The organism is Actinospica robiniae DSM 44927 (genome assembly GCF_000504285.1).
GTDB classification, from domain to species: domain Bacteria; phylum Actinomycetota; class Actinomycetes; order Streptomycetales; family Catenulisporaceae; genus Actinospica; species Actinospica robiniae.
In genome coordinates, this window is the sequence record NZ_KI632511.1 from 3,868,083 (window position 1) to 3,891,102 (window position 23,020).

Consider the following 23,020-nt stretch of genomic DNA (forward strand, 5'->3'; position numbering starts at 1 on the left):
CGCATTGAAGCGACAACTGGCCGACCACGTCTGGCGCGTGATGACGGCAGACGAACGACGCAAAACACGAGCAGCGGGCCCGGGCGGACACACGGAGGCGACACTCGAATCCAGCGCGGCCGGCTCAACTCCGACAGCCGGCTCTTCGGACAAGTCACGGCCCGGACCCGCCACCACCCAAGCCTACGACCCGAGACGCTCGACAGATACAGAGGCACCCTGGGTTTGGCGCGAAACCACCCGCCGGCCACCGGCACCGGCACCGGCACCGGCACCGGATTGCCCGGGCATCCGGGGATCGCGGGCGGGCGACGCCGCAGGCTGGGCGCCCTCCCAAACGAACCGGGGGCCATCGCCGTCGTCCGGGCGCTTCTCAGGGGACATACCGAAGTACACGGTCGGCGCGGCGTGCGTGGGTGAGCGTGATCACCCGTCGCGCAATGCGCGGAGACGAACGCGCAGATCCGCGGCGTCGGAGTGTTCGATTCCGTCGAGGAGCGCCAGAGCTTCGGCCCAGGCGCGGCGTGCGGAAACGGGATCGCCGCCGGCGAGAAGGGTCTCGCCGAGGCGGGTCAAACTGGCGGCGGCGGCCTGGGGCTGGCTCAGCTCGAGGCGCAGATCGACGGATTCGCGGAAATGCGCCGCGGCGGCCGCGTAGTCGCCGAGGTGGTGCTCGACCTCGCCAAGGCTGTCGAGGGTCGCGGCCTCGCCCAAGCGGTGGCCGAGTTCCCTGGCCAACTCGACGCCCTCGCGGCAATAGTCCAGCGCGAGGTGGTACGCGCCGAGTTGTGAGTGCGCCCAGCCGACGACGTTGAGCGCGACGCCCACGCCGAGGTCGTTTCCGGCGCCCCGGAACAGCCGGAGGGAGTGTTCGCCGTGGCGCAGCACTTCGACGTGCTCGGCGCGGCGCGCATACATGTGCGCGAGCGCTTGGTGGGTGAGCGCCTGCCCTGATTCGTCGCCGTCCTCCTGCTGGACCGCCAGGCTCAGGTTCAGTTGCTCGTGCCCTGCTTCCAGCTCGCCGGATTGCACCAGGGCCCGGCCGAGCGCCCCGCGCGCCAGCGCCTGAGCGGTCCGGTCGCCGAGCCGTTCGGTGGCGGCCAGCGCGATCCGCTGGGTGTCCGCGATCTCGGCATACCGCCCACGCCGGTCCCAGTGCTCTGCCACACACCAGGCCAGCCGCCAGGCGTGCCGGTCGAGGCCGAGCCGGCCGGCCTGGCCGATCAATCCGGCCAGCACCGTGTGCTCCGCGTCGAACCAGGCGCGTGCCTCCGCCTCGCCCGGGATCTCCTCGGGTGCGCTCGGGGTCGGCGAGCCGTCGTCGGAAAGGGGAATCCGGAGCGGAGAGACGAGCAGCGCGGCCCGGATCGCGGCGTGCAGGTAGTGGTCCTGAGCCCGCTCGGTCGCGGCTCGCGTCTGCTCCGGGTCCGCCTCGGCGAGTTCCACCGCGTAGGTGCGCAGCAGATCGTGGAACGCGAAGCGAGGGCCGGGCAGCCGGGTGAGCAGGTGCGCTCCCACCAGCCGGTCGAGCAGCCCGCGTGCCGTGCCCGCTTCGAGTCCCGCGAGGCTCGCCGCGGCCCGGGTGGACAGGTCGGGGCCGGGATGCGCGGCGAGCAGCCGGAACAACCGTGCCGCCGCTTCGTCGAGCCGGGCGTAGGACCAGGAGAACACGGTGCGCACGTCGGTGGCCGCGTCTCCGGCGTTGAGCGCGTCGAGGCGGCCGCGCGCGCCCTCCTCGGTGAGCTCGGCCGTGTACTCGGCGAGCGGCCGGGTGGGTTCGGTCAGTGCCCTGGCGGCGAGGATGTTGAGGGCGAGCGGCAAGCGGGCGCACAGGTCGGCGACGGAAGCGAGCGCCGCCCGGTCCCCCGCGCGTTCCGGGCCGAGCCGCCGGGCCAGCAGATCCGCGGACTCCGTGGCCGAGAGCCGGTCGAGCGCGAGCGGCACGGCGCCCGCCGAGGCGACCAGGCCGACCAGCCGGACCCGGCTGGTGACCAGCGCCACGCAGCCGGCCGAGGCCGGAAGCAGGGGCCTGACCTGCTCGGCGTCGTGCGCGTTGTCCAGCAGGATGAGCAGGCGGCGGCCGGCGGCGGCGGAGCGGTACAGCGCCGCCTGGTCCTCCAGCGCGGCCGGAATCCGTTGCGGCGGCACGCCGAGCGCGGTCAGAAAGCGGTGCAGTGCCTCGGCCGGAGCCGCGGGCGGAGCGCCCGGGTAGAAACCGCGCAGATCGGCGTACAGCTGCCCGTCTGGGAACCGGTCCGCGACGCGGTGGGCCCAGTGCACGGCGAGGGCCGTCTTGCCGACGCCGGCCGTCCCCTCGACGCTCAGCACGGTGGCCGCGCCCTCGTGCCCGTCCGTCGCTTCGGCCGCCGCGCTGAGGGCGTGCAGGTGCTCCGCGCGGCCGACGAAGTGCCGGATGGTCGCGGGCAGCTGCCGGGGCACGTTGGGGCCGACCGCGTCGGCGCCGCCGGACGGCCGTGGTCCCGCGGACTCGCGCGGCGGCGCCAGCGTCTGGTCCGAGCGCAGGATTCTGCTGTGCAGGCGGCGTAGCTGCGGGCCGGGCTCGATACCGAGCTCGTCGACGAGGAGCCGCCGGGTCTGTTCGTAGACGGCAAGCGCCTCGGCTTGGCGGTTCCCGAGGAAGAGAGCGAGCATCAGTTGACCGCGCAGGCCCTCGTCCAGCGGATGCTCGCGGATCAGCTCGGTCAGCGGATCCGGCAGTTCGTCGTGGCGGCCGAGTCGTCGCAGTGCGTCCAGGTGACGGCGCGTGGCCTGGAAACGGCGGGCGCGCCAGTACTCGGCCGCGTCGACGAACACGGGACGCTCGGGCACGTCCGCCAGCGGCTGCGCCCGGTAGAGCGCCAGCGCGTCGGCGAATGCCCCGGCCGCCGCGGCCCAGTCCCCCGCGTCGGCCGCGGCGCGCCCGGCGCTCTCCAGGGCGGCGAACCGGAGGATGTCGAGCTCATCTTCGGTGGCTTCGAACAGGTACCCGTCCGCGCCGGTCGCGAGCCGCCGGCCGGCCGGCTCGCCGAGCGCGTCGCGCAGCCGTTTGACCTGGTTGTGCAGAGCCTGCTTGGCCAGCCGCGGCGGTGTGCCGGACCACAGCGCGCCGATCAGCCGGTCCGTGGAGACCGGCGTGCCGGCCTCCAGCAGCAGTTGGGCCAGCAGCACCCGCCGCCGCTCGCCGATCACTGGTATCGCAACATTATGATGCGTGATCAACAAGGGTCCGAGCAGCCCGAATCGCAGCATTCCCGCCCCCGTCCCTCCCACGATAGCGACACGGTATCACCGCGTCAGCGGACTGTGTCAGCTTTATGCCTCGTCAGGACCGCGACGCGGCACCGACAGAGAAACAGAGTCCTGAGGAGGGGATGGAATTGGGAAGGATCACGGGCCGGGCCACGCGCGCCGCACTCTCGGCCGCACTGGTCGTCGGCGCGACGGGTGCCCTCGGGGTGACGGGCGCCGGCGGGGCGAGCGCGGCGAGTTCGCCGTGCTCGGGGACCCTGGTGTGGGGTCCCACGCCGTTCTACGGGGACACGGGCGCGTACACGAACGTCGTCGTCGCGTACGTCGACACCTACTGGAACGGGACGACCAACTGCGAGGTCGCCTACAAGAACGTGTTCGTCGGCCAGGCGACTCGGATGGACCTGACCATCTGGACGAACTACGGAAGCAATGATGACCCCGGCAACTGGAGCTACTACGCCGGACCGGTCAGCGAGTACGGAGTCGGCTCCTGCGTCTGGGAGGAAGTCGACATGTGGGATCCGAGCGGTCGACTGATCGCGCAAGCGTACGACTACGCCAAGCACAGTTGCGGCTGAAGAAAGGGGGAACGGAAATGAAGATCAGTAAGCGCGCCAAGGCGCTCGCACTCGCGGGTACGTTCGCGGCGACGGCGCTCGTCGCCGCCGCCGGACCGGCGCAGGCCGCGAGCGCGTCCACGGCAGCGTCCATCTGCGGATCGGGCTTCTGGGCCGACGCGAGCTACAGCCTGCCCGGCGGGATCATCTACGTGTCCTACAACGGATCCACCGACTGCGCGGTCCTGATGAAGACCGTGAACGTCGGCACCCCGACCTGGACGAAGGCCTACATCGGGCTGGACGGCCGGCCCGGCACCGGATACGGCGGCAACCAGGGGGACGGGATGGACGACGGCCAGTTCACCACGTACGCCGGCCCGGTGTACGTGTACGCCCCGCACGAGTGCATCAACGCGGCCGGCGAGACGTCGGTCTCCGACTACTACAACACCGGCCCCGTTCTGTGCGGCTAGAAGGAGCCTGACATGAAGACACGATTCAAGCACACCTCCGCCGCGGGTCTCGCCACGGCCGCGATCCTGACCGGCGCGCTCGTGGCAGCAGCCGGACCGGCGCAGGCGGCCTCCCAGTCGCAGGCGGCCGCGATCTGCGGGTCCGGCTACTACCCGGTGGCCGAGGTTCCGTTGTCCAACTCGATCATCTACGTCTCCTACAACGGATCCACCGACTGCGCGGTGAACATCAAGACCGCGTTCGTCGGCACTCCGACCAGCACCTACGTCTACCTCTTCGGCCCCAACGGCTCCTGGGGCGGCAACGCGGACAACGGCGCCTGGGACGGCGGCTCCTACAGCTACTACGCCGGACCGGTCTACACCTACGCGCCGCACGAGTGCGTGGACTTCGGCGGCGGAGACGGCGTAAGGACGTACGACACCGACGAGCCCACCCTCTGCGGCTAGGCCAGACCGAGCGCGGCGACCGGAAGGCCGCCGCGCTCCGTCATGCGCCGGGCGGAGTCGAAACGCTCCGAGTAATCCTGATCTCCTCCGCGCCGGTGGCAGACGCCACCTTTTGAACCAGCGCCTCTTGACGGCCCTTCAACTCGATCCGGTTCATCGTAGTGAACAGACCCGTGGTCCTGAACGGGCCCGTTGTCCGACACCCGTCGTTAAAGCGTTCTACTGAGGTGCGCGCGATCCGTGGACCCGGTCTCCAGCCGCCGACTCGCGGACCGGCCGCGGGCAGGCCGGGGGTCGCAGACGCAAATCCTGTCAGCCCGACGGTGAAGTTGCAGGTGAGAGGCCCTGTTCGAGAAATCGGACGGGGCCTCTTCCGCGTCTGCGACCGTCGCTTGACCGTGGAATAGTACGTCAAGCGGCAGGACGGTGGGTCAAACTGATGCTGTACCGTGGCGTCTCGTATCAGGAGCTCTTGCGGCATGCGGGGACCTTTGTTCAGGTGTCAGTGGCCAGCGAGAATTCCGCGTGGCCGGCCAGTTGATCCGACCAGATTTGGTCCCAGCCACGGCCATTCGCACCGACCGCCACAAGCCACTGTTCGCTGTCGGGCGCCAGCGACAGCGTTCTTATACCGGTTCAACTCGGCTTCTCGGCGGCAAGCCGCCTACCCAAATCAGCAGCTCAGTGTTGATGCCGCTCGGCGAGCCGTTTCAGGTTCAGCAACTGCCGTCGAGCCATGATCAGATCGCCCACGGACAGCCCGGGGGCCGCCCAGCGGCTTGTTCGCATGACGACCTTGAGCAGCAGGCGCGTCGTGTCGTGATCCTGGGGCACGAGGACGTAGGACATGAAGGCGCCCATAATGCTGCCCGTCAGCTGATTCACTGGGCTAACAGAGACGATCTGACCCAGCTGGCGCCCGCCAGCGGTCGTGAACCGTTCTCCGACTTGAGGCTCTGGGAGTCCCACCAGCTCGCGAGGTGAGCGGCGACAAAGGTTGTCGATCCAGTCGTACGAATACGGCGCAAGGCTCGCTTGTGTGACCCACGGCCACACCGCTTCGGCGGGCGCCGCGACGCGGACGCCCCGCCACGCCTGCAGCGCGGGTGAAGTGACGAAGTCGTCGCACGGGTAGGAGCGCAAGATCTCGGCGTCGCTCACGCCCCACCGGTCACCGATCACGGATCCATCCTCCAGCAACATCCTCGTGGGCCGGTGTTCGAAGCTTGGTACGCACGTAGGCAGGTATGACGACTGGAACGGCATCGGTTTCATCACCATCGTTGCACAACGTGTCGCTGCCGCGGCCGGATAACTCCCGACCAACCGGCCGCCAGTGGGGGTTGGAACTGGCCACAGACAGATCTGATGTGACGTTCAGGCCCTTCCAGAACCCGAGGGCCCCGTCGGCGACCGCGAGCACCGGGGCGCGCATCCCGCGCCGGGCGGCATCGCACAGCAGGTTCGCCCACGACTCGCCCGACTCCCGGTAGCCGGTATCGAGGGTTATCAGCTCCTTGCGCCCGTCGGCGCAGACCTCGAGCAGCACCAGCACGCACGCCTTCGCCTCCTCCAGCCGGACCTTCAGGTGCACGCCGTCGGCCCACACATGCACGTAGTCGCAGCCGGACAGGTCGCTGAGGCAAACCGGCGTCGATCGCCGGTCTCCGGCTAGACGCGCTTGTCGTTGATCCGCGGCGCCTTGACCAGTACGGGACCCGCGGCGGAGGCCACCGTGCGCTCGGCGTCGTCGATCAGGGAGCCGTTCGGCGTCATCCCATCGGCGGCGACTACGGTGAGCACGGGCGACACCGCATTACTCGGTTTCGTCCCCGCTGGGAACGACATGGAAGTCGGTGACGAACGCAGCGACGCGCCCGTCATCGTCGCGTCCTACCCACGTGGGGTAAGCGCCGTCGCCCCAGCCGGAGGCGAAGGCAACCAGGGTGGCCTGGCTCGACGGGTCGATCAAGGTGACCACCAGCGGGTTTCCGCTCTGCGGTCCGTAGAACGCGTCCAGCAGCACATCGTCGTCAGTACCATCGAACGGGCCGAACGATCCTGCCGCGGATGCGTCGACAAAGCACCCCGTGCCTGCATCGACTCCATAGCCGAAGAACTCATCAGGTCCGAGATCGTGCAGGTCCTGATCCCCCGTGAGCGCCAACTCCCAGGAGGCGACCTCTTCGCCGGTTACCAGGACTCTTGCCGCAGCTACCCGGTAGTGCGGCTCCTCGGTCGCGGGAGCGTCCTTGTGTTCGATCTCGACTACGGATACCGCCACCGTGTAGGCCCCCGGCAGGACAGCGGTGCGGAACGGCGCGACGTCGTCAGGCAGGTATACGAAAGGATCACAAGCAGCCAGTTGACCGGTGGGCATCACCAGCTTGGAGGTCTCCAACTTCGCGACCGTGGCGGTGTGGCCCTGTGGATGCGTATATACGGATCCGACAGTGAACAAGCGGTGGAAGTCGGGGGCAGGTATGGCCATGGTTGTCGTCCCTGTGTCGCGCCGAGAAGTTGTGTGCGACTCTAACGGGCACTACTGACGGGGCACACGTCTGGCGAGTCTCGCTGATCCTGCGTGACCGCCATACTCCGGAAGGACGTGTCCAGGGTGCTGCTGCGCTCCGCCGAGGCGGAGCGCAGCGAGGGATCGCGCGGGTCTACTGCGGGGGCGTCCAGCTGACGACGCTACTGACCGGGTTGCCGACCGCGTTCGTGGAGAGCGCGCCGAGCGAGCTGGTGACCTGGCCGACGACGGAGTCCGGCAGGTCGGCGGAGCCGTCGACCCAGATCTCTGCGACGGAACCGCCCTGCGCGCCGAGCCAGGAGGCTTCGGTGCCGGCCAGACCGCTCGTCGGGTCGACGATCAGCGGCCAGTCGGAGGTGTAGACCGTCTGGTCGAGCGCCGAGAGCGAGTCGGTGAGGTTTCCGGACCTGATGAGGTCGATGCCGAGCGGTCCGTCCGACAAGAGTGCCGCGGCCTTGCCCGACAGATCCTCGGCCGAGGTGGCCGTGACCGTCGTCACCTGGGTGTACGGAACCTGCTTCCAGGTCCCGATCGCCTGGGTGGCCCCGTTTCCGACGGCGTCGATCTGAGCGTGGCCGTAATCCTCCCCGGGCGTGGGATCGGCGACGGTGTCCGCGTTGAGGTACGCGGCGACCGCGGGAGGCAGCGTCGAGCCGTCGGTGAACATGAGTTTCGCGTTGTTGAGCCGGGCCACGGCGGCGCCGATCGCGACGGCGGCAGGGTCGTGCTCGTCGGCGAGGACGACGTTATGGCCGTTGGCGTGTTCGGGCTTCGGCGTGCCGGCGATCACGTTGCTCGGGTCGTCGCGGACCACCGGGTAGCCCAGCGCGCGCAACTGCCGCTCCGCCGCGGCGGAGACGCCGTCCGTCCCGCCGACGATCGTGATCGTCTGCGGCGCCGAGGTCTCGACGAAGGAATCCGGGTTCGGTGTGCCGAGCAGCCGCTTGATCTCGGCGGACACCCGCGCGTCGAGCCCGTGGCCGGACGCGGTGAGCAGAACCGGCCCGCTGAAGATGTCCGTCGAGAGGCTCGCGGCGAGGTCGTACTCGCTCTGCGTCGGGTCGGCGGGAGCGATGTAGACCTTGAATGCCGCGGGGCCGTTCATCGTGCTGCCGAAGTCCTTCGGTGTCGTAAACCGCGCCTGCGACTGCGCGATCGAGAGCGCGGTCGGATCCTGGCCGCTGATGCGTGCGACGACGGTGGCCGGCAGCGGTTGGTACGTCGGGACGCCGGGCGTCGCGGAGACCTGCGTCACCGGCTGCTCGCTGGAGGACACGGCGTTCGCCGGTACCGGGATCGAGTCGACGCCGGTGGACGTGCCGAAGGCGAGGGTCGAACCGTCCGGGGACCAGGCCAGGTGCGTGACGCCGCTGAGGCCCACGGTGAGCCGGACCGGCTTGCTCGGTCCGTTTCCGTGGAGCGAGACGAGGTCGATCTGGCCGTTGCCGTCGACGTACGCGGTCCGCTCGCCGTTCGGGGCGAGCGCCGGCTGGCTCCCGGTCACCAGCTTGTTGAACCCTTGGATGTTCCTGATGTTCCGGTCCGTGATCAGGACTTCGGCGCCGGAGGCGGTGCCGTGCTGGTAGACGAGCACGCTTCGCGGCCCTGCTCCGGCGACCTGGGAGTACCAGGTCTCCGCGGCGTCGAAGACCGCACTGGGAGCGGTGTCGCGTCCGCCGTCGGTGCTCGTCTCGAAGACCTGCGTCTCGGTCGGATTGCCGTGCGCGTCGACGTCCTGGCCGCTGCCGGCCACTTCGTAGAGCTTTGCGATCCCATCGCCCCCGGTGCGCGAGTAGACGACCTCGCCGCCGCCGTCCTCCCAGGTCGGACCGGAGCGGGTGACGCCGGACACAGCAGGAGTCAGTACCTTGATTTCAGTGCCGTCGGGGCGGGAGACGCAGATGTTCCCCTGCGCGTCGACGAAGGCGAGGCGGTCGCCGTTGGGCGACCAGACCGCGTCGGTCACGGTGGTCGGGAAGGTTACCGTCCGACCGTTGATCAAGACACTGTTGGTACCGTTGCTGATCGTCGGCACCGTCGAGGAGTAAGAGATCTGCGTCGTGGCGCTCGCGCTGGCCGACGCGGTGGTGCTCGGCGCGCCCGACGCACCCGAGGCGCCGGCTGAAGCCGTGCTCCTCGGCGCCGGACTTCCGCCGCAGGCCGCGCAGGCCAGCGAGGCGGCGAAGACCGTGCACAGCAGGATCCTGTGGCGGTGGAAGGCCCTGGACATTGTTCCCCCTTCGAAGTGCGCGGTCTCCCGGCCGCGCGACCGACGTGACACGACCTGAAGACGGGCCTGGATTTCGCGCGGTTGCCACAGATCGGCGACAGCTGGATAACGGTTGTGCTTGAATATTCGCCGTGGACCTCGACCAGGTGCCGATGCCGCCCGCCCTCGCCGCCCGCCCCCGCGACGCGCGAGGCTATCCGGTGCTCGCCATCACGCCGTGGAACGACGGCGTACCCGCCTTCGCGCTGACCTCGATGGCCCGAATCCTGATCTGCGCGGCCGAGCGGCTGTGCTCGATCTGCGGCACGCCGCTGGACCCGGGCTCGGTGTACCGGGTCGTCGCAGACCTCGAAGCCCAGGCGATCGCCAGGGCTCTGCGAAACGGCGTCGGCTATGGCAACGCCGCCCCGACCACCGAGCCGGGCGGGCACCGCGCCTGCATGCTCTACGCCGCCGTGGTCTGCCCGTACCTCGCCCGGCCCAACGCCCGCCGCAGCCTGAGCGGCGTGGTCGAGGGTGTCGAGCTGCGCCGCGGCGAGGCACGCGGCGAGATCGACGGGATCGGCGGTGCGCTCGCCGGATACGCCGACTACCACTTCGATCTGAACGAGCAGGTCCTGTTCCGCTTCGGCGAACTGCTCGAGTACCGCGCGCACCGACTCGGCGCCGCGCAACTGCCCGAGCTCGCCGCCGAGGTCGCCGCCGCGCTCAAGGCGGCGACCGCCGGGGCCGAGCGCGATGACGTACCCTGCCCCGGGTACCTCGGCGTCGACGAGAACGCCGCCGAGGCCCGGGCCTCGATGATCCTCAGTCAACTGAGAAGTTGACCGGAATCAGCTCCTTCCGGATTCCCCGTGGTTGCGGCCGGTGTCGGCGCGGCCGACCGTGCGAAGACCAGGAGGCGACGTGGGCGCGACAAGAGTGCTTCGCTGGGCTGATCTCAGCGTCACGCCATGGAAGAACGGCGGCGGCCGCACCCGCGAGATCGCCGACGGCCCGGCCGGGGCGAGCCTCGCCGACTTCGCCTGGCGGGTCAGCATCGCAGAGGTCGAAAACGACGGGCCGTTCTCCGCGTTCCCCGGGGTCGATCGACGGATCATGCTGATCGACGGCGCCGCGATGATCCTCGACGTCAACGGTGCCGAGCACCGGCTCGCCCCGTTCTCCCCACTCGCCTTTCCCGGAGACGCCGCGACCGTCGGGCGCATCCCCGCCGGCCCGACCCGGGATCTGAACCTGATGACCCGCCGGGGACAGACGACCGGAACGATGCGCGCGATCCCGGTGGACGCCGCCGCACCGTGCCGGATCCCTGTAGACACCGGCTGCGTGCTCGTCCTGGTGGCCCTGTCCGACGGCCTGGTCCTCCAGCCGGCCGACGCCGAGGCAGCCGTCGACGCAATCACCCTCAGCCGACTGGACACGGTGCTCCGGGATCAGCCCGGCACCGTGTGCGTATCCGGCACGGGCATGCTCGCGCAGATCCACATCCACCTGCCGCAGCGTGGTCAGGGGTAGACGAATGCCGGCTCGTCACCCCTGAACCCGCCCGATGAGCAGGCCTTGGTTCGTCGAGCGAATGATCGGATCGCGCGCGCAGTCCGGATCGACATCCGGCCGCATGCGATTCCATGCACGCACCCTCCCAGTCTGACACCGGACACTCGACCTGACACCGGGCACTCGACGCGGCGAGATCCACGACGATGCGGATGCCGCAGGCCGCAGCCAGAGCGGCAAGGCCGAGCAAGCGGGTGCGCTCCAGCATGATCACGACTAAAGTAAGTAATGGACCTGTGGGGCGAGCGAGGGAGCCCGGCGAGTAGTTGAGGCGGGCTGAGAGGCCAAGGGCGTGCAGAGCCGACGGTCAGTAGGCCGATCGGGCGGCAAGCCGGATGGCGACCTCCAACACCTGATCCGGACAATGCCGGCGAAGGAAGCCCACCTCGCAGGTTCCTGCATGCCTTGAGCTGGGAAGAAGCGCTCACATTCTGCGTGTCAGGCGCCGGGAACGGCGCACGAAGTTGACGCATTCCCCAGCGTACGAAACTCGATCACGGGCCAGGTGTCGCCTGGGTACTCGGCGAACTGGTCGAACGCGGCCGACACATCGCTGTAAGACGTTGTCAGGTCGACATCCTGCTTTGACGCGTTGCCGAAGCCAGCAGCGCCTGCCTGGCCCGGCGTTTCACCAGCGGTGGCTCATGCCGGCGGGCGTGCTCCTGATGTGGCTCTTCTTCGGCCGGGAGACACGCGTCGTGGCGCGGCGCGAGTGCGGCCCCGTTCCCGCCGTGTGAACCTGGAAGTGGAATGTTCCGGTCATACTGCCCGATTCGAGGCGAAGGAGTTCGAGCATGACCAGCAACGCCACCGGGCCGCCGAGGAGCACCGACACCTCCCTGCGGCCGTTCGCCACAGGTTGGACGATCTTCGCCGCGGTCCTGATGTTCTTCGGCGGCGTCATGGCGGTATTCCAGGGGATCACCGCCATCGCCAAGGACGACCTGCTCGTCGTCACGCGCAACTACGCCTATACGCTGAGCCTCACCAGCTGGGGCTGGATCCACCTCATCCTGGGCTTCCTCATCGCCCTGACGGGTCTGGGCCTTTTCAGCGGGGCCATGTGGGCGCGCGTCATCGGCATCGGCCTCACCGGGCTCGGATTGATCGCCAACTTCCTCTGGCTGCCCTATTACCCCGTATGGGCCGTCGTGTTGATCGCCATCGACATCTTCATCATCTGGGCACTGTGCGCCGGGATCAGGAAGCACCCAGAAGAGTATTGATTCACAGCCTGAGCCCCCTGACGAGCTCGGGCGGCTCGGCCGGGCGCTGCGGCAATTGCCGTGTGGCCGGACGCGGGGGCGCGTCCGGCCGCACGGGTCAGAGGTCTGAGGTCAGAAGTCAGCGCCTTAGGGCGACGGGGACGAGGATGCCGAGGGGAAGGTGGGGCAGGGGGGCGGGAAGCCGTTCGGCCCGGCGGCGATTTGGACAGGGGCCGAGGTCACCGGGGCGCTGCCGGCGTTGACGACCGCGGTCAGCGTGTAGTTTCCGGGCGTGGGGTCGACCCAATGCAGCGTGTACGGTGCGCTGGTCACCGAGCCGAGGACGGTCGTGGTCGTGGTGCCGCAGGTGTCGACCGCGTAGAAGGTGATCGAGTCGATCGGGTATCCGCTCTCGGAGCTGGCCACGGCCGTCAGCGAGACCGTGGTGTCGCTGTTCACGATCGTGTTCGGGCTCGGGGCGACGATCGCCACGGCCGGGTTGCCGTTCGGCTCGGCCGCCCCGCAGGGCGGGGTGGTTCCGCCGGTGGTGCTCATCGGGATGGCGGGCGACATGGCGCTCAGGCCCCGGCTGGTGGCGACCACCGCGCTGATGCCGAACGGGCCCGAGGGCACGTTCATCCACTGCACGCTGTACGGCGCCGCGCTCGCCACGCCCAGCTCCACGGCCGCTTTCGAGCAGTAGTCGGTCGCGTAGAACGTCACGGAGTCGACGAGTCCGACACCTCCGACGATGCTCGCAGTGGCCGAGACCGTCACGCTCGAGCCGACCGGGATCACGCTGCCGGACGCCGGACTCGTGATCGTCGCCATCGGGGTGCCCGGCGGCGGCGGGGACGCGGATGCGGAGGCGGATGCCGACCCGGAGGGTGGTGCGGATCCAGACGCGGAGGGCGATGCGGATGCAGACGCGGATCCAGACGCGGAGGGCGATGCGGTGGCGGCGCCGTAGCAGGCGGTCCCGTTGAGGGTCACGACCTGCGGCGGGGTGTTGGTGCCGCGGTAGGAGAACTGCGCTCCGGCCGTCGTGGACGCGCCGGTGGCCAGCGTGCCGTTCCATGACGCGTTCGTCACGGTGACGCTCTGCCCGGACTCGGACCAGGTCCCGTTCCACCCGTTCGTCAGCTGCTGATTGCCCGCGTAGGCGTACTGCAGCGTCCACCCCGAGAGCGCCGGGCCGTTGTTCGTAATCGAGACCTGGACGGTGAATCCGGTTCCCCAGTCGCTGTTCACCTGGTAGCTGCAGACCGGGCCGGACGTGGCTGCCCCCGCGCTCACCGCGGGCAGGACGCCGGCCGTCACCGCCCCGGATACCGCGAGTAGGGCGACCGCCGCCCGGCGGAAGATGACAAAACGCAACGTGGCCTCCCATAACGCTCCGAATCGGATACGTGCCAAGTGGGATGTTAAAAACCCGGCCGCACGGCGGCAACGGCCCCTGGTGCGACGCACTGGTCAGCAGCGCGGACACGGTGAAAGATTCAACGCGTACGGCGTCCCAGAGCCCTTACACCCGCGGCGTCCCCGCGGTCGACGCCACGGGTCTGCGAATGACAACGCCCGCGCCGTAACCGTTGTGGCCGTTGGGCCAGGACTCGAACACAGCGCCCGGAAGGACCGTCCACGGAAAGCCGCCGTAGGGCGCTGCCTCGACCTTGAGATTGATCTCCTCCAGCCAAGCAAAGCCTCCTGCGGTTGTAGTAGCCGGCGACGCACCGGAACACCCGGCTTCCGGCCAGGACCCGGGTCGCCACTCCCCCGCTGTCGGCCGGCGGGTTGGATGACGGCGTTGACTGGCGGTCGGATGATTGCCGAGGAATGGGAGGGCGCTGAGCAACGAGATCGCGGTTCGTCACCGGCACGGAACCGGGCAGTCGACGGTGTCCTCAGCGCGCGCTGAAAGCACGGCGGAGGCAGCCGACAAAGCCCTGCATCGCCACAAGGCACGGTCGCACTTGACCAGCGGTAGGGCGCTGCCACCCCTCCCGCATGTCAGGCTGGGTATGCGTACTCGATGATCCGTTCTCAGCCCCGCCGGCCCACCCGACAAGCTGAGCAAGATGAGTCCTGATGTGTGGGCCGCGATGGCGGAAGACCGAGGCAGGGGTGAAATTTTCGATGGAGGCAGTCTCTGTGTTCACGCTCACAACGCCTTCCTGGCCGGGTGTTTCGGACCTGACGCAGCCTCGGCGGACCGCGGTGCGCGCCCGGCTCTACGCGGTTCGTTGCCCGACTGGCGCAGGCCGCCTACATTGCGGCCAGCCGTTTTGAGGGTGACGGCCGACGAATCCCTTCGACGCAAAGGAACGCGATGCGATCACCAGTCGCGCGATCCCCGCACCCGTCACACCTGCCGCACCGACGCCTCGCCGTGTTCTCAGTCGCGGCCGTCACCGCGCTGCTCGGCACCGGCGTGGCGGCGCTCACGATGCCCAGCGCGCAGGCCGCGAGCCCTGCATGCCAGGTCTCGTACGCGGTCACCAGCAGCTGGCCCGGCGGCTTCAGCACGAACATCTCCATCACCAACGAGGGCGCCGCGATCACCACGTGGACGCTCGCCTTCAGCTTCAGCGGCGGGCAGACGGTGAGTTCCGGTTGGAACGGCACCTTCACCCAGAGCGGTTCGAACGTGACCGTGACGTCCGAGAGCTACAACGGCGCGCTGGCCACCGGCGCCAGCACCTCGATCGGCTTCAACGGCGCCTACACCAGCGGTACGAACCCGAGCCCGACCTCGTTCACGCTCAACGGCGCGGCCTGCAACACCACGGCGTCGAGCGGGTCCAGCACCCCGAGCGCGTCCGCTTCGCCGTCGGCGCGCCCGTCCGCGTCGGCGAGCCCGTCCGCGTCGGCTTCCCCATCCCCGTCGTCGTCCTCGTCGTCGGGCTCCGGGCAGCCCTCCATTCCGTCCACTTGCACCTCGCTCAGCGCGACGCTGTCCACGAGCAACGAGTTGTTCAGCAGCAGCGCCGAATCTGCGCCGCCGGACACTTCGCGGATCCAGTCGGCGCTCAACAGCTGCGCGGGCTCGGGTAAGGCGGTCGAGTTGAAGGCGAGCGGGAGCAACGCCGCGTTCCTCAGCGGTCCGCTCAGCATCGGTGCCAACGAGGTCCTACTGGTCGACTCCGGCGTGACCCTGTACGCGTCGCGCAACCCGGCCAGCTACCAGATCTCCGGCGGCGCCACCTGTGGCACGATCGCCTCCAGCGACAACGGCTGCAAGCCCTTCATCACGATGTCCGGCAGCGGTGGCGGAATCATGGGCACCCAGAGCTCCTCCGGAAGCCAGGGCGCCATCGACGGGCGCGGCGGGCAGGACATGCTCAACACCAGCGAGACCTGGTGGGCGCTGGCGACGGCCGCGAAGAGCGGCGGCAGCCAGAACAACCCCAAGCTGGTGGAGAGCGACGGCGCAAGCAACCTGACGCTCTACGACATCGACCTGCTCAACTCGCCGATGTACCACGTACTGTTCAAGAACGGCAGCGGGATGACGGTGTGGGGCGTGCGGATCAAGACCCCGGCCAACTCCCGCAACACCGACGGCATCGACCCGGAGAACACCAGCAACGTCCTGATCGACGACAGCTACATCCAGGACGGCGACGACTGCATCGCGGTCAAGTCCGACTCCGGCTCCGCGGCCTCGCACATCACCGTGGAGAACTCGCACTGCTACGGCACCCACGGCCTGTCCATCGGCAGCCAGACCGCCGGCGGCGTCAACTCGGTGACGTTCCTGAACGACACCCTGGCCGGCACCGACAGCGGTGGCATCACCAGCACCAGCGACAACGGCATCCGGGTCAAGTCCGACTCCAGCGCCGGCGGCACCGTCACCGGCGTCACCTACCAGAACATCTGCATGACTGGCATCAAAGCCCTGATCGACATCGACCCGAACTACTCCAGCGGCAACGGCTCGGCGATCCCGAACTTCGCCGGGATCACGCTGAACGGCGTGGTCGCGACCAACTCGGTCTCCGGAGCGAGTTCGCTGCTCGACGGATACAGCTCCGCCGATCCGCTCAACCTGACGCTGGAGAACATCAAGCTCGACAAGACGACCACCTCGGCCCAGTACGCCGGCATCAAGACGTACGACTCGAACATCACGGCCTCGGGCACCGGCGTGAGCGTGAGCAGCGTCTCCGGTAGCGGGAGCGTGCCGAGCTGCAGCTTCCCCTCCTACCCGGGGCTGTGAGCCCGGCACGCCTGATGTAGGACCCTGATGGTCCTGCGGGGAACATGAGGGGTCCGGGATAGGAGGTCGGCGGGGCCGCGACGCGTACAGGAGTCGTGGCCCCGCCGGCTTCGGCGGTTTCGGCGCCGCCAGCAGTGCTTGGATGACGGACGCCGCCCGCCGCCGGCATGCTCGAATATCGGACCGCTGCAGCCTTCCTCTGTCGACCTTGACCCTGATACCCAAGGCGATCAGGCCAGCGATCTCGACCCGATGTGATGTCAGCAGATGGGACCTCCGTTGATTTACTCGCTTGAGTTCCAGGATGATCGAAGAAGATCGAAGCCGCGAAGAGATGCACACCAGTCGTAATTGCCTCCGCATGTGAATATGCAAATTGCATGCGCACGTGCGGACCAGGGTTGCCGATACCGCCCCGACGGAAGAGGCCGAGATTTATACATTGTTTATGTAAACTACTTAACTCGGCAACGCCAATTGTCACTGGCATGATTTCAATCGACGTACGCTTCAGCTTCGACTGGGCATGGTTTTCGGGTACGCTGAGCTGTGGCTTCACGCCAGACTCAGAGACGCTCATGAGGCGTACGCCAGGGTGCGCTACCGGCTCATGCTCCTTTTTTCGGGACATGGGAGCGTGCTTGACACCGCATCGGGTACGGTAGTGGTGTGAGAGCGCGGCAAGGGACCTGGAGTAGTCACCGCCAGAACTGGCGGCCACGCAACCGTGGCGCGGATCACAATAACCCTCTGGTGGCGGGCAGTCGATGCTCGTATACTGAGTCTCTGGAAACTTGGCTGAACCACGAACAACCTAAGTCCAGCACATTGCATTTGCAAATGAGGATTCTGCCAAGGTGGGGCATCAGGAATGGAGCCCGCGTTAGCACCTTTAGGGAGCTCGGGGTGGGAGAGCGGACAGCGGAGCGTGAAGCGTGGCGGAAGTCATCGCTTTGCAATAGTAGCGATAATTGCGTCGAGGTTCGTTTCAGTGATGGACGGATCCAGGTGCGCGACTCGAAGGATCCCGAACGCGCGCCGTTGTACTTCACCCTGAGCGAATGGACCCAGTTCCTCTGCGGTGCCCTGCTCGGCGAGTTCGATGCCGTACGTCTGACCGCATCCAGTGTCGGCGTGACGTCGACAAGGCTGCCCAGCGGAGAGGTGGGGTGACGGACAGTGAGCATTCCCGTGGAGGCGCGGTTAAACGGCCAACCCGCGAGCCGTCCAGCTCGGTCGGCGCATGTATCCCAGAAGACTGTTCCACTCGAAACGCTCGTGCCCGCCGAACAGCCTCGTGGCGAGATCGCGGGAAGCGATTCGACCGACGGAGGGCCACGATTCGCCGCCTACTCCATCTGCGTCGGCGGGATGGCCACGGTCGGCGGCTTGGCTGTCGCAGCGCTGGTTCAGCCGCAATCGCCAGGCGGAGTGTGGTTCTTCGCCACTCTTGTGCTGGCGGCTCTCGGAGGAGTGCTGGCGGTGCCGGCCACGCTGCGCCTCGAGCGGCGCCGGGCACAGCAGCACCGCTCAGGCGCCCGCGGTATCAGGGGTTAGCGCTCTGTGACGATCGACCCTTGGCGAGCCGCTTGTAGAGGGCTCTGAAGCACCCGTAGCAGACGAGCACAGCCGAGCATCCGTAGCCGCCGAGCTGCACCCACGGGCCGGAGGACTTGAGGTTCAGGCTCACGTGGCTGCTGTGGACGATGTACAGAACCGCCAGGCTCGCCGCCGCACCGACCGCGAGAACCAGGGCGAGCATCCGGAGAACCTGGGCGAGCACCTGGCCGGCGACCCTGATGAGCCTTGCATCCGCCTCGTTCCGGGCCTGTATCAGCTTGACCTCGTGTTCTGCCGCTGCCTTCCAGAGCTCAAGCACACGGGACTTCTCCTCGTCGCTCTTGATGGCTTTCAAGATCGTCGCCATATCGGCCCAGGGGCGTCCGCCAGTACCAGCGGCCGATGCGCCGGGCGCCGCAACCTGGTTCCCGGCTGCGGCGCTTTGGGGTATGAAGTTTTTCCAACTGTCCCGCATCGGCGACATCAAGCGCCCCTTCGGAGCTGTGCCAACTGACTTCGCTATCCCGTGGACGTGCGCTGTGGGTACGGAAAAGCCCCTGCACAGGCCGGCAGTGGTTGACTGTGGGGAGGCCAGTCTCGGCTGCCGAGGATCCAGGCTAGCATGGTGATGCCACATGGATGAGCGCATGCAGCAGATAGCTACTGGCTGGTAGTAATATGGCCTTCAGCCATGAGCGATCTGACACATGGCACTCTGATAAACGGGCAGAGGATGGCGCGAATGGTGCTCAAGGACGACCCAGGACTGCACCGTCGGCAGGTGCGTAACGGACTGAAGGATGCACGGGCACAAGCCGGCCGGACGCAGCAGGACGTCGCCGACCAACTGGACTGGTCGCTATCCAAGGTCATTCGCATCGAGAACGGCACCAACACCATCTCGATCACTGATCTCAAGGCGATGCTTTCGCTGTACGGAGTCGACGATGCGAACACGGTTGCCGGCCTGGTCGCCGCAGCCCGCGCAAGTCGGAGGAAGCCTTGGTGGTACGAGTTCCACGAGTTGATCCGTCCCCAGTTCGCCGAGCTGCTCTCCCATGAGGCAGGTGCTAGATCGATCCGTGCTTTCAGCCCGACGATCATCACGGCGCTATTGCAGACGGATGGCTACGCGCGCGCCCTGCGCGCCGAAACCATAGTGGACCAGGCCAAGCGCGACCGCCTCGTGGATCTGCTCGTCAAACGGCAGGCTCTGCTTCGCGAAGACAATGAAGTCGTCACTCACTTCATCGTTGCCGAAGCAGCACTCCACCTGCAGGTCGGGGGGCCAGCGGTGATGACCGAACAACTCGGCCACCTGCTCCAGTGCATGCAGTCCCCGCAGACCACCGTGCGCGTTCTTCCGTACACCGCAGGCGCACACCCCGCGTTGAGCGGATCGGTCGTCCTCCTGCAACTCGCCGACGAGGATAACGACGTCGTCTTTCTCGAAGGCGCTGAAGATGACGTGATCAGCCACGACGACGCGCTGAGACGTGAGACCTACAACGCCGTCTTCCAACGACTCGAGTCGAAGGCGCTTGGGCAGGATGCGAGCGCCGACCTGATTCGGAAAGTACAGGAGTCATACCGGTAACGACTCAACGCCTATCCCGCACTCACAGACGGCGGCGATCGACGTGTCAGCCCACTCGGACGGTCGGGAGGGCGAGCGCGGCGTCTTGGCGCTCCAGTCCTAGCCTCCGTCTTTCAGTAGACGTGTGAGTTAGCGCTCTGAGTCGGCTTGTCGTGGCTGGTTGGTGTGGTTGGTTCGAGGGCATGGCGAGGTGCCGACGCGGGCGGCATCTTCGTGTACACGGACCGCGATCTGGACTGGTCATCCATCCGATGGCGGGGCCGCAGCAGTCTCCTCGGTACCGCGCAGCGCCCACGCCAGCACCGCCTCGCGCACCGGATCCGGAAGCATCAGAACCTGCGGCTGCGCCTCCACCCAGCCCGGCTCCTTCACCCGCAGGGCCGCCTCGACATGATCGCGATCGATCGGCCGGTCGGTATCCAGCCCCGCACCGTCCTGCCCCTTGACCGTCACCCAGTACAGGTACTCCGCACCGTCCTCGCGCAGACGGAACACGATCTCGATCGCCATCCGTTCGCTATCGAGTGTCGCGACACACTCGTCGAGCCGGTCGTTGAGCATCCGCATCCACCGGTCGGCCTCAGCCTCGGCACCGGGCTTCACCTTGGCTCGAGACAACTCCACCACCAGGCCCTGCGGGATACTGGCGGGACGCTCAGCGCTCATGGCCCGGCAGTCTCCCACACCCCGAGCGCGCTACACCTGTCAGGTGCGACAACCAGCCGCGCCACACGGCCCCGCACGACCGCAACCGGCCAGCTCAGCGGGCCAGCCGGCCGGCTTGATCAGAACCCTCCCTCGATCGCGACGGGCCCGAGGCCTCAGGGCCGCGCGAGACGCGGATCGCCACCACTGACGAAGATGCTTCCGGGAGCCCGGACGGAGCGCCTCAAACAAGGGAGCTGAGTCACACTCCCAGGCCGCAGCGCTGTCCGACGCGGCGGCCACGATGGCGGTTTTCCCGCCGGTGACACAGGTAATCATGCGGGCACCGGTCGTGACATCGTGGAACGGCCGAGAGCTCAGGGCGTTACAGCGCGGCACTCGATACGCCTTCGACGCTCTCCTATGGTTCAAGCATTCCAAAGCCCGCTCCCGAGTTCCAAGGAGTGCTGACGCGATGAGCCGAGTGATACGAGCAGCCCTGTTCCAGACGACGTGGACCGGTGAGGTCGAGACGATGATCTCGGCACACGAGAAGGCGGCGCGGGAGGCGGCCGCGCAGGGGGCGCAGATCATCGGCTTCCAGGAGGTGTTCAACGCTCCGTACTTCTGCCAGGTGCAAGAGGCGGAGCACCACAAGTGGGCCGAGGCGATCCCGGACGGCCCGACGACGAAGCGGTTCCAGGCGCTGGCCAAGGAACTCGGCATCGTCATCGTGCTGCCGCTCTACGAGCTCGAGTCGGCAGGGTTCTACTACAACACCGCGGCCGTGATCGACGCGGACGGCAGCTACCTCGGCAAGTACCGCAAGCACCACATTCCGCAGGTCAAGGGTTTCTGGGAGAAGTACTACTTCAAGCCGGGGAACCTCGGTTGGCCGGTGTTCGACACCGCGGTCGGCCGGGTCGGCGTCTATATCTGCTACGACCGTCACTTCCCCGAGGGCTGGCGCGCGCTCGGCCTGCACGGCGCGGAGATCGTCTACAACCCCTCCGCCACGAGCCGTGGACTCTCGGCGTACCTGTGGCAGCTGGAGCAGCCCTCTGCGGCCGTGGCCAACGAGTACTTCGTGGCCGCGATCAACCGCGTCGGTGTCGAGGAGTACGGCGACAACGACTTCTACGGCAGCAGCTACTTCGTGGACCCGCGCGGGCAGTTCGTCGGCGACGTGGCCTCGGACAAGGTCGAGGAGCTCGTCGTGCGCGATCTCGACATGGGTCTGATCGAGGAGGTGCGCCGGCAATGGGCCTTCTACCGCGACCGGCGCCCGGAGGCCTACGGGCCGCTGACGGAGGCCTGATCCGATCATGCGTACATTGATAAAGAACGGCCTGGTCATCACCGCGTCGGACGAGCTGAACGCGGATGTGCTGATCGAGGACGAGAAAGTGGCCGCGGTCGCGGCGACGGGTAGCGCGGTGGCCGAGGGCTGGACCGCCGACACGGTGCTCGATGCGGCCGGGCTGTACGTCATTCCGGGCGGTGTCGACGCGCACACGCACATGGAGCTGCCGTTCGGCGGCACGGCTGCGTCCGACACCTTCGAGACCGGATCGCGCGCCGCGGCATGGGGCGGCACGACGACGATCGTGGACTTCGCGGTCCAGTCCGTCGGCAAGTCGCTGCGCGAGGGGCTGGACACCTGGCACGCGAAGGCCGAGGGCCAGTGCGCCATCGACTACGCCTTCCACATGATCATGGCCGACGTCACCGAGGACTCGCTCAAGGAGATGGACGCCCTCGTCGACGAAGGCGTGTCCAGCTTCAAGCTGTTCATGGCCTACCCCGGCGTCTTCTACAGCGACGACGGCAAGATCCTGCGCGCCATGCAGCGCGGCGCCGAGAACGGCGGCCTGATCATGATGCACGCCGAGAACGGCATCGCGATCGACGTGCTCGTCGAGCAGGCGCTCGCGCAGGGCAAGACCGATCCTCGCTACCACGGCGAGGTCCGCAAGGCCCTGCTCGAATCCGAGGCCACCTACCGCGCGATTCAGCTCGCCCGGGTCGCGGGCGCGCCGCTGTACGTCGTGCACGTCTCGGCGGCGGAAGCCGTGGCCGAGCTGACCAGGGCTCGTGACTTGGGGCTCAACGTGTTCGGCGAGACCTGTCCGCAGTATCTGTTCTGTTCGACCGACGACCTCGCGAAGCCCGGCTTCGAGGGCGCGAAGTACGTCTGCTCCACGCCGCTGCGGCCGGACGAGCACCAGGAGTCGCTGTGGCGGGCGCTGCGCGGAGACGACCTGTCCGTCATCTCCACCGACCACTGCCCGTTCTGCTTCGTCGGGCAGAAGGAACTCGGCCGCGGCGACTTCTCCAAGATCCCCAACGGAATGCCCGGCGTCGAGAACCGCATGGATCTGCTGCATCAGGCGGTCGTCGACGGCCACATCAGCCGCCGCCGCTGGATCGAGCTCGCCTGCGCGACCCCGGCCCGGATGTTCGGGCTCTACCCGAAGAAGGGGACGATCGCGCCCGGCGCGGATGCCGACATCGTGCTCTACGACCCGCGCGGCTCCTACACGATGTCCGCCGCCACACACCACATGAACGTGGACTACTCCGCGTACGAGGGGAAGACCGTCGCCGGACACTCCAAGACCGTGCTCAGCCGAGGCCGGGTGGTCATCGACGACGAGAAGTTCCTCGGGCAGACCGGCCACGGCCGCTACACGTCGCGCTCGACCTGCCAGTACCTGACCTGACGTCACGGAG

20 protein-coding genes and 1 pseudogene are annotated in these 23,020 nt (G+C 67.9%); 12 read left to right on the forward strand and 9 right to left on the reverse strand.

The annotated features are described in order from the left end of the window. Positions 1 to 426 precede the first annotated feature (426 nt). The gene (locus ACTRO_RS16375; RefSeq protein ID WP_051450936.1) at positions 427 to 3,189 is read right to left on the reverse strand and encodes an AfsR/SARP family transcriptional regulator; all 2,763 of its coding nucleotides are present in this window, start codon (positions 3,187 to 3,189) and stop codon (positions 427 to 429) included. 188 nt (positions 3,190 to 3,377) lie between these two features. Between ACTRO_RS16375 and ACTRO_RS16380 the strand changes: the two genes are divergently transcribed. From ACTRO_RS16380 to ACTRO_RS16390, 3 genes are read left to right on the forward strand one after another with little or no spacing between them, the layout of a single operon-like run. Further along, on the forward strand, positions 3,378 to 3,830 hold the full coding sequence (locus ACTRO_RS16380) for a hypothetical protein (RefSeq protein WP_157436283.1): 453 nt from the start codon (positions 3,378 to 3,380) through the stop codon (positions 3,828 to 3,830). A 17-nt stretch (positions 3,831 to 3,847) separates the two neighbouring features. Beyond that, positions 3,848 to 4,285, forward strand: a complete 438-nt coding sequence (locus tag ACTRO_RS16385) for a hypothetical protein (RefSeq protein WP_034263975.1) — start codon at positions 3,848 to 3,850, stop codon at positions 4,283 to 4,285. Between the two features lie 12 nt (positions 4,286 to 4,297). Further along, positions 4,298 to 4,735, forward strand: a complete 438-nt coding sequence (locus ACTRO_RS16390) for a hypothetical protein (protein ID WP_034263977.1) — start codon at positions 4,298 to 4,300, stop codon at positions 4,733 to 4,735. 681 nt (positions 4,736 to 5,416) lie between these two features. On the opposite strand, the gene ACTRO_RS16395 is transcribed toward ACTRO_RS16390, so the two are convergent. From ACTRO_RS16395 to ACTRO_RS16410, 5 genes and pseudogenes are all read right to left on the reverse strand, one after another. Continuing rightward, a complete protein-coding gene (locus tag ACTRO_RS16395; RefSeq protein ID WP_034263979.1) occupies positions 5,417 to 5,917 on the reverse strand; it encodes a hypothetical protein in 501 nt (166 codons plus the stop codon). A 196-nt stretch (positions 5,918 to 6,113) separates the two neighbouring features. Then, positions 6,114 to 6,425 (reverse strand): annotated as a pseudogene (locus ACTRO_RS49675) (transposase); the annotation flags it as partial. Continuing rightward, entirely contained in the window at positions 6,407 to 6,538 is a 132-nt protein-coding gene (locus ACTRO_RS51435; RefSeq protein ID WP_425394860.1) for a hypothetical protein, read from the reverse strand. The pseudogene ACTRO_RS49675 and the gene ACTRO_RS51435, both read right to left, overlap by 19 nt. A gap of 13 nt (positions 6,539 to 6,551) precedes the next feature. Beyond that, complete coding sequence (locus ACTRO_RS16405) at positions 6,552 to 7,136, reverse strand: DUF4241 domain-containing protein (RefSeq protein ID WP_211244284.1); 585 nt, start codon at positions 7,134 to 7,136, stop codon at positions 6,552 to 6,554. A 265-nt stretch (positions 7,137 to 7,401) separates the two neighbouring features. After that, positions 7,402 to 9,270 carry a PD40 domain-containing protein gene (locus ACTRO_RS16410; protein ID WP_169739908.1) on the reverse strand — a complete coding sequence of 623 codons (1,869 nt, stop codon included), beginning with the start codon at positions 9,268 to 9,270 and terminating at the stop codon, positions 7,402 to 7,404. 58 nt (positions 9,271 to 9,328) lie between these two features. Between ACTRO_RS16410 and ACTRO_RS48125 the strand changes: the two genes are divergently transcribed. The 4 genes from ACTRO_RS48125 to ACTRO_RS16435 all read left to right on the forward strand — a co-directional run bounded on the left by ACTRO_RS48125 (position 9,329) and on the right by ACTRO_RS16435 (position 12,284). Next, entirely contained in the window at positions 9,329 to 9,556 is a 228-nt protein-coding gene (locus tag ACTRO_RS48125; protein ID WP_034263986.1) for a hypothetical protein, read from the forward strand. A 73-nt stretch (positions 9,557 to 9,629) separates the two neighbouring features. After that, positions 9,630 to 10,325, forward strand: coding sequence for a hypothetical protein (locus ACTRO_RS16425; RefSeq protein ID WP_063628011.1), 696 nt, complete (start codon positions 9,630 to 9,632; stop codon positions 10,323 to 10,325). Between the two features lie 79 nt (positions 10,326 to 10,404). Next, entirely contained in the window at positions 10,405 to 11,016 is a 612-nt protein-coding gene (locus ACTRO_RS16430) for a HutD/Ves family protein (protein WP_063628012.1), read from the forward strand. An 836-nt stretch (positions 11,017 to 11,852) separates the two neighbouring features. Then, the gene (locus ACTRO_RS16435; RefSeq protein WP_034263988.1) at positions 11,853 to 12,284 is read left to right on the forward strand and encodes a DUF7144 family membrane protein; all 432 of its coding nucleotides are present in this window, start codon (positions 11,853 to 11,855) and stop codon (positions 12,282 to 12,284) included. Between the two features lie 126 nt (positions 12,285 to 12,410). Here ACTRO_RS16435 and ACTRO_RS43435 read toward each other — a convergent pair whose 3' ends face one another. Continuing rightward, positions 12,411 to 13,640 (reverse strand): cellulose binding domain-containing protein, encoded by a 1,230-nt coding sequence (locus ACTRO_RS43435; RefSeq protein WP_051450938.1) that lies wholly within the window; start codon positions 13,638 to 13,640, stop codon positions 12,411 to 12,413. Between the two features lie 952 nt (positions 13,641 to 14,592). On the opposite strand from ACTRO_RS43435, the gene ACTRO_RS16445 reads away from it, so the two are divergent. Both ACTRO_RS16445 and ACTRO_RS45750 read left to right on the forward strand, forming a co-directional pair. Beyond that, on the forward strand, positions 14,593 to 16,485 hold the full coding sequence (locus ACTRO_RS16445) for a glycosyl hydrolase family 28 protein (protein WP_084316311.1): 1,893 nt from the start codon (positions 14,593 to 14,595) through the stop codon (positions 16,483 to 16,485). 840 nt (positions 16,486 to 17,325) lie between these two features. Further along, positions 17,326 to 17,658, forward strand: a complete 333-nt coding sequence (locus ACTRO_RS45750) for a DUF397 domain-containing protein (RefSeq protein ID WP_084316312.1) — start codon at positions 17,326 to 17,328, stop codon at positions 17,656 to 17,658. A 373-nt stretch (positions 17,659 to 18,031) separates the two neighbouring features. Here the strand turns inward: ACTRO_RS45750 and ACTRO_RS16455 are convergent, their stop codons facing one another. Beyond that, positions 18,032 to 18,412 (reverse strand): hypothetical protein, encoded by a 381-nt coding sequence (locus ACTRO_RS16455; protein ID WP_034263989.1) that lies wholly within the window; start codon positions 18,410 to 18,412, stop codon positions 18,032 to 18,034. A gap of 375 nt (positions 18,413 to 18,787) precedes the next feature. On the opposite strand from ACTRO_RS16455, the gene ACTRO_RS16460 reads away from it, so the two are divergent. Next, positions 18,788 to 19,642, forward strand: a complete 855-nt coding sequence (locus ACTRO_RS16460; protein WP_034263991.1) for a helix-turn-helix domain-containing protein — start codon at positions 18,788 to 18,790, stop codon at positions 19,640 to 19,642. 240 nt (positions 19,643 to 19,882) lie between these two features. Here ACTRO_RS16460 and ACTRO_RS16465 read toward each other — a convergent pair whose 3' ends face one another. Continuing rightward, on the reverse strand, positions 19,883 to 20,308 hold the full coding sequence (locus ACTRO_RS16465; RefSeq protein ID WP_051450940.1) for a DUF6176 family protein: 426 nt from the start codon (positions 20,306 to 20,308) through the stop codon (positions 19,883 to 19,885). A 454-nt stretch (positions 20,309 to 20,762) separates the two neighbouring features. Between ACTRO_RS16465 and ACTRO_RS16470 the strand changes: the two genes are divergently transcribed. Beyond that, positions 20,763 to 21,605, forward strand: coding sequence for a nitrilase-related carbon-nitrogen hydrolase (locus ACTRO_RS16470; protein WP_034263993.1), 843 nt, complete (start codon positions 20,763 to 20,765; stop codon positions 21,603 to 21,605). 7 nt (positions 21,606 to 21,612) lie between these two features. Further along, on the forward strand, positions 21,613 to 23,010 hold the full coding sequence (gene hydA / locus ACTRO_RS16475; protein WP_034263995.1) for a dihydropyrimidinase: 1,398 nt from the start codon (positions 21,613 to 21,615) through the stop codon (positions 23,008 to 23,010). The last annotated feature ends 10 nt before the right edge of the window (positions 23,011 to 23,020 follow it).

Coding starts and splice junctions, on each gene's coding strand:
- ACTRO_RS16385 (WP_034263975.1), top strand. CDS start 3,848: ATGAAGATCAGTAAGCGCGCCAAGGCGCTCGCACTCGCGGGTACGTTC.
- ACTRO_RS16390 (WP_034263977.1), top strand. CDS start 4,298: ATGAAGACACGATTCAAGCACACCTCCGCCGCGGGTCTCGCCACGGCC.
- ACTRO_RS16435 (WP_034263988.1), top strand. CDS start 11,853: ATGACCAGCAACGCCACCGGGCCGCCGAGGAGCACCGACACCTCCCTG.
- ACTRO_RS16445 (WP_084316311.1), top strand. CDS start 14,593: ATGCGATCACCAGTCGCGCGATCCCCGCACCCGTCACACCTGCCGCAC.
- ACTRO_RS45750 (WP_084316312.1), top strand. CDS start 17,326: ATGAGGATTCTGCCAAGGTGGGGCATCAGGAATGGAGCCCGCGTTAGC.
- ACTRO_RS16455 (WP_034263989.1), bottom strand. CDS start 18,412: ATGGCGACGATCTTGAAAGCCATCAAGAGCGACGAGGAGAAGTCCCGT.
- ACTRO_RS16460 (WP_034263991.1), top strand. CDS start 18,788: ATGGTGCTCAAGGACGACCCAGGACTGCACCGTCGGCAGGTGCGTAAC.
- ACTRO_RS16465 (WP_051450940.1), bottom strand. CDS start 20,308: ATGAGCGCTGAGCGTCCCGCCAGTATCCCGCAGGGCCTGGTGGTGGAG.
- ACTRO_RS16470 (WP_034263993.1), top strand. CDS start 20,763: ATGAGCCGAGTGATACGAGCAGCCCTGTTCCAGACGACGTGGACCGGT.
- hydA (WP_034263995.1), top strand. CDS start 21,613: ATGCGTACATTGATAAAGAACGGCCTGGTCATCACCGCGTCGGACGAG.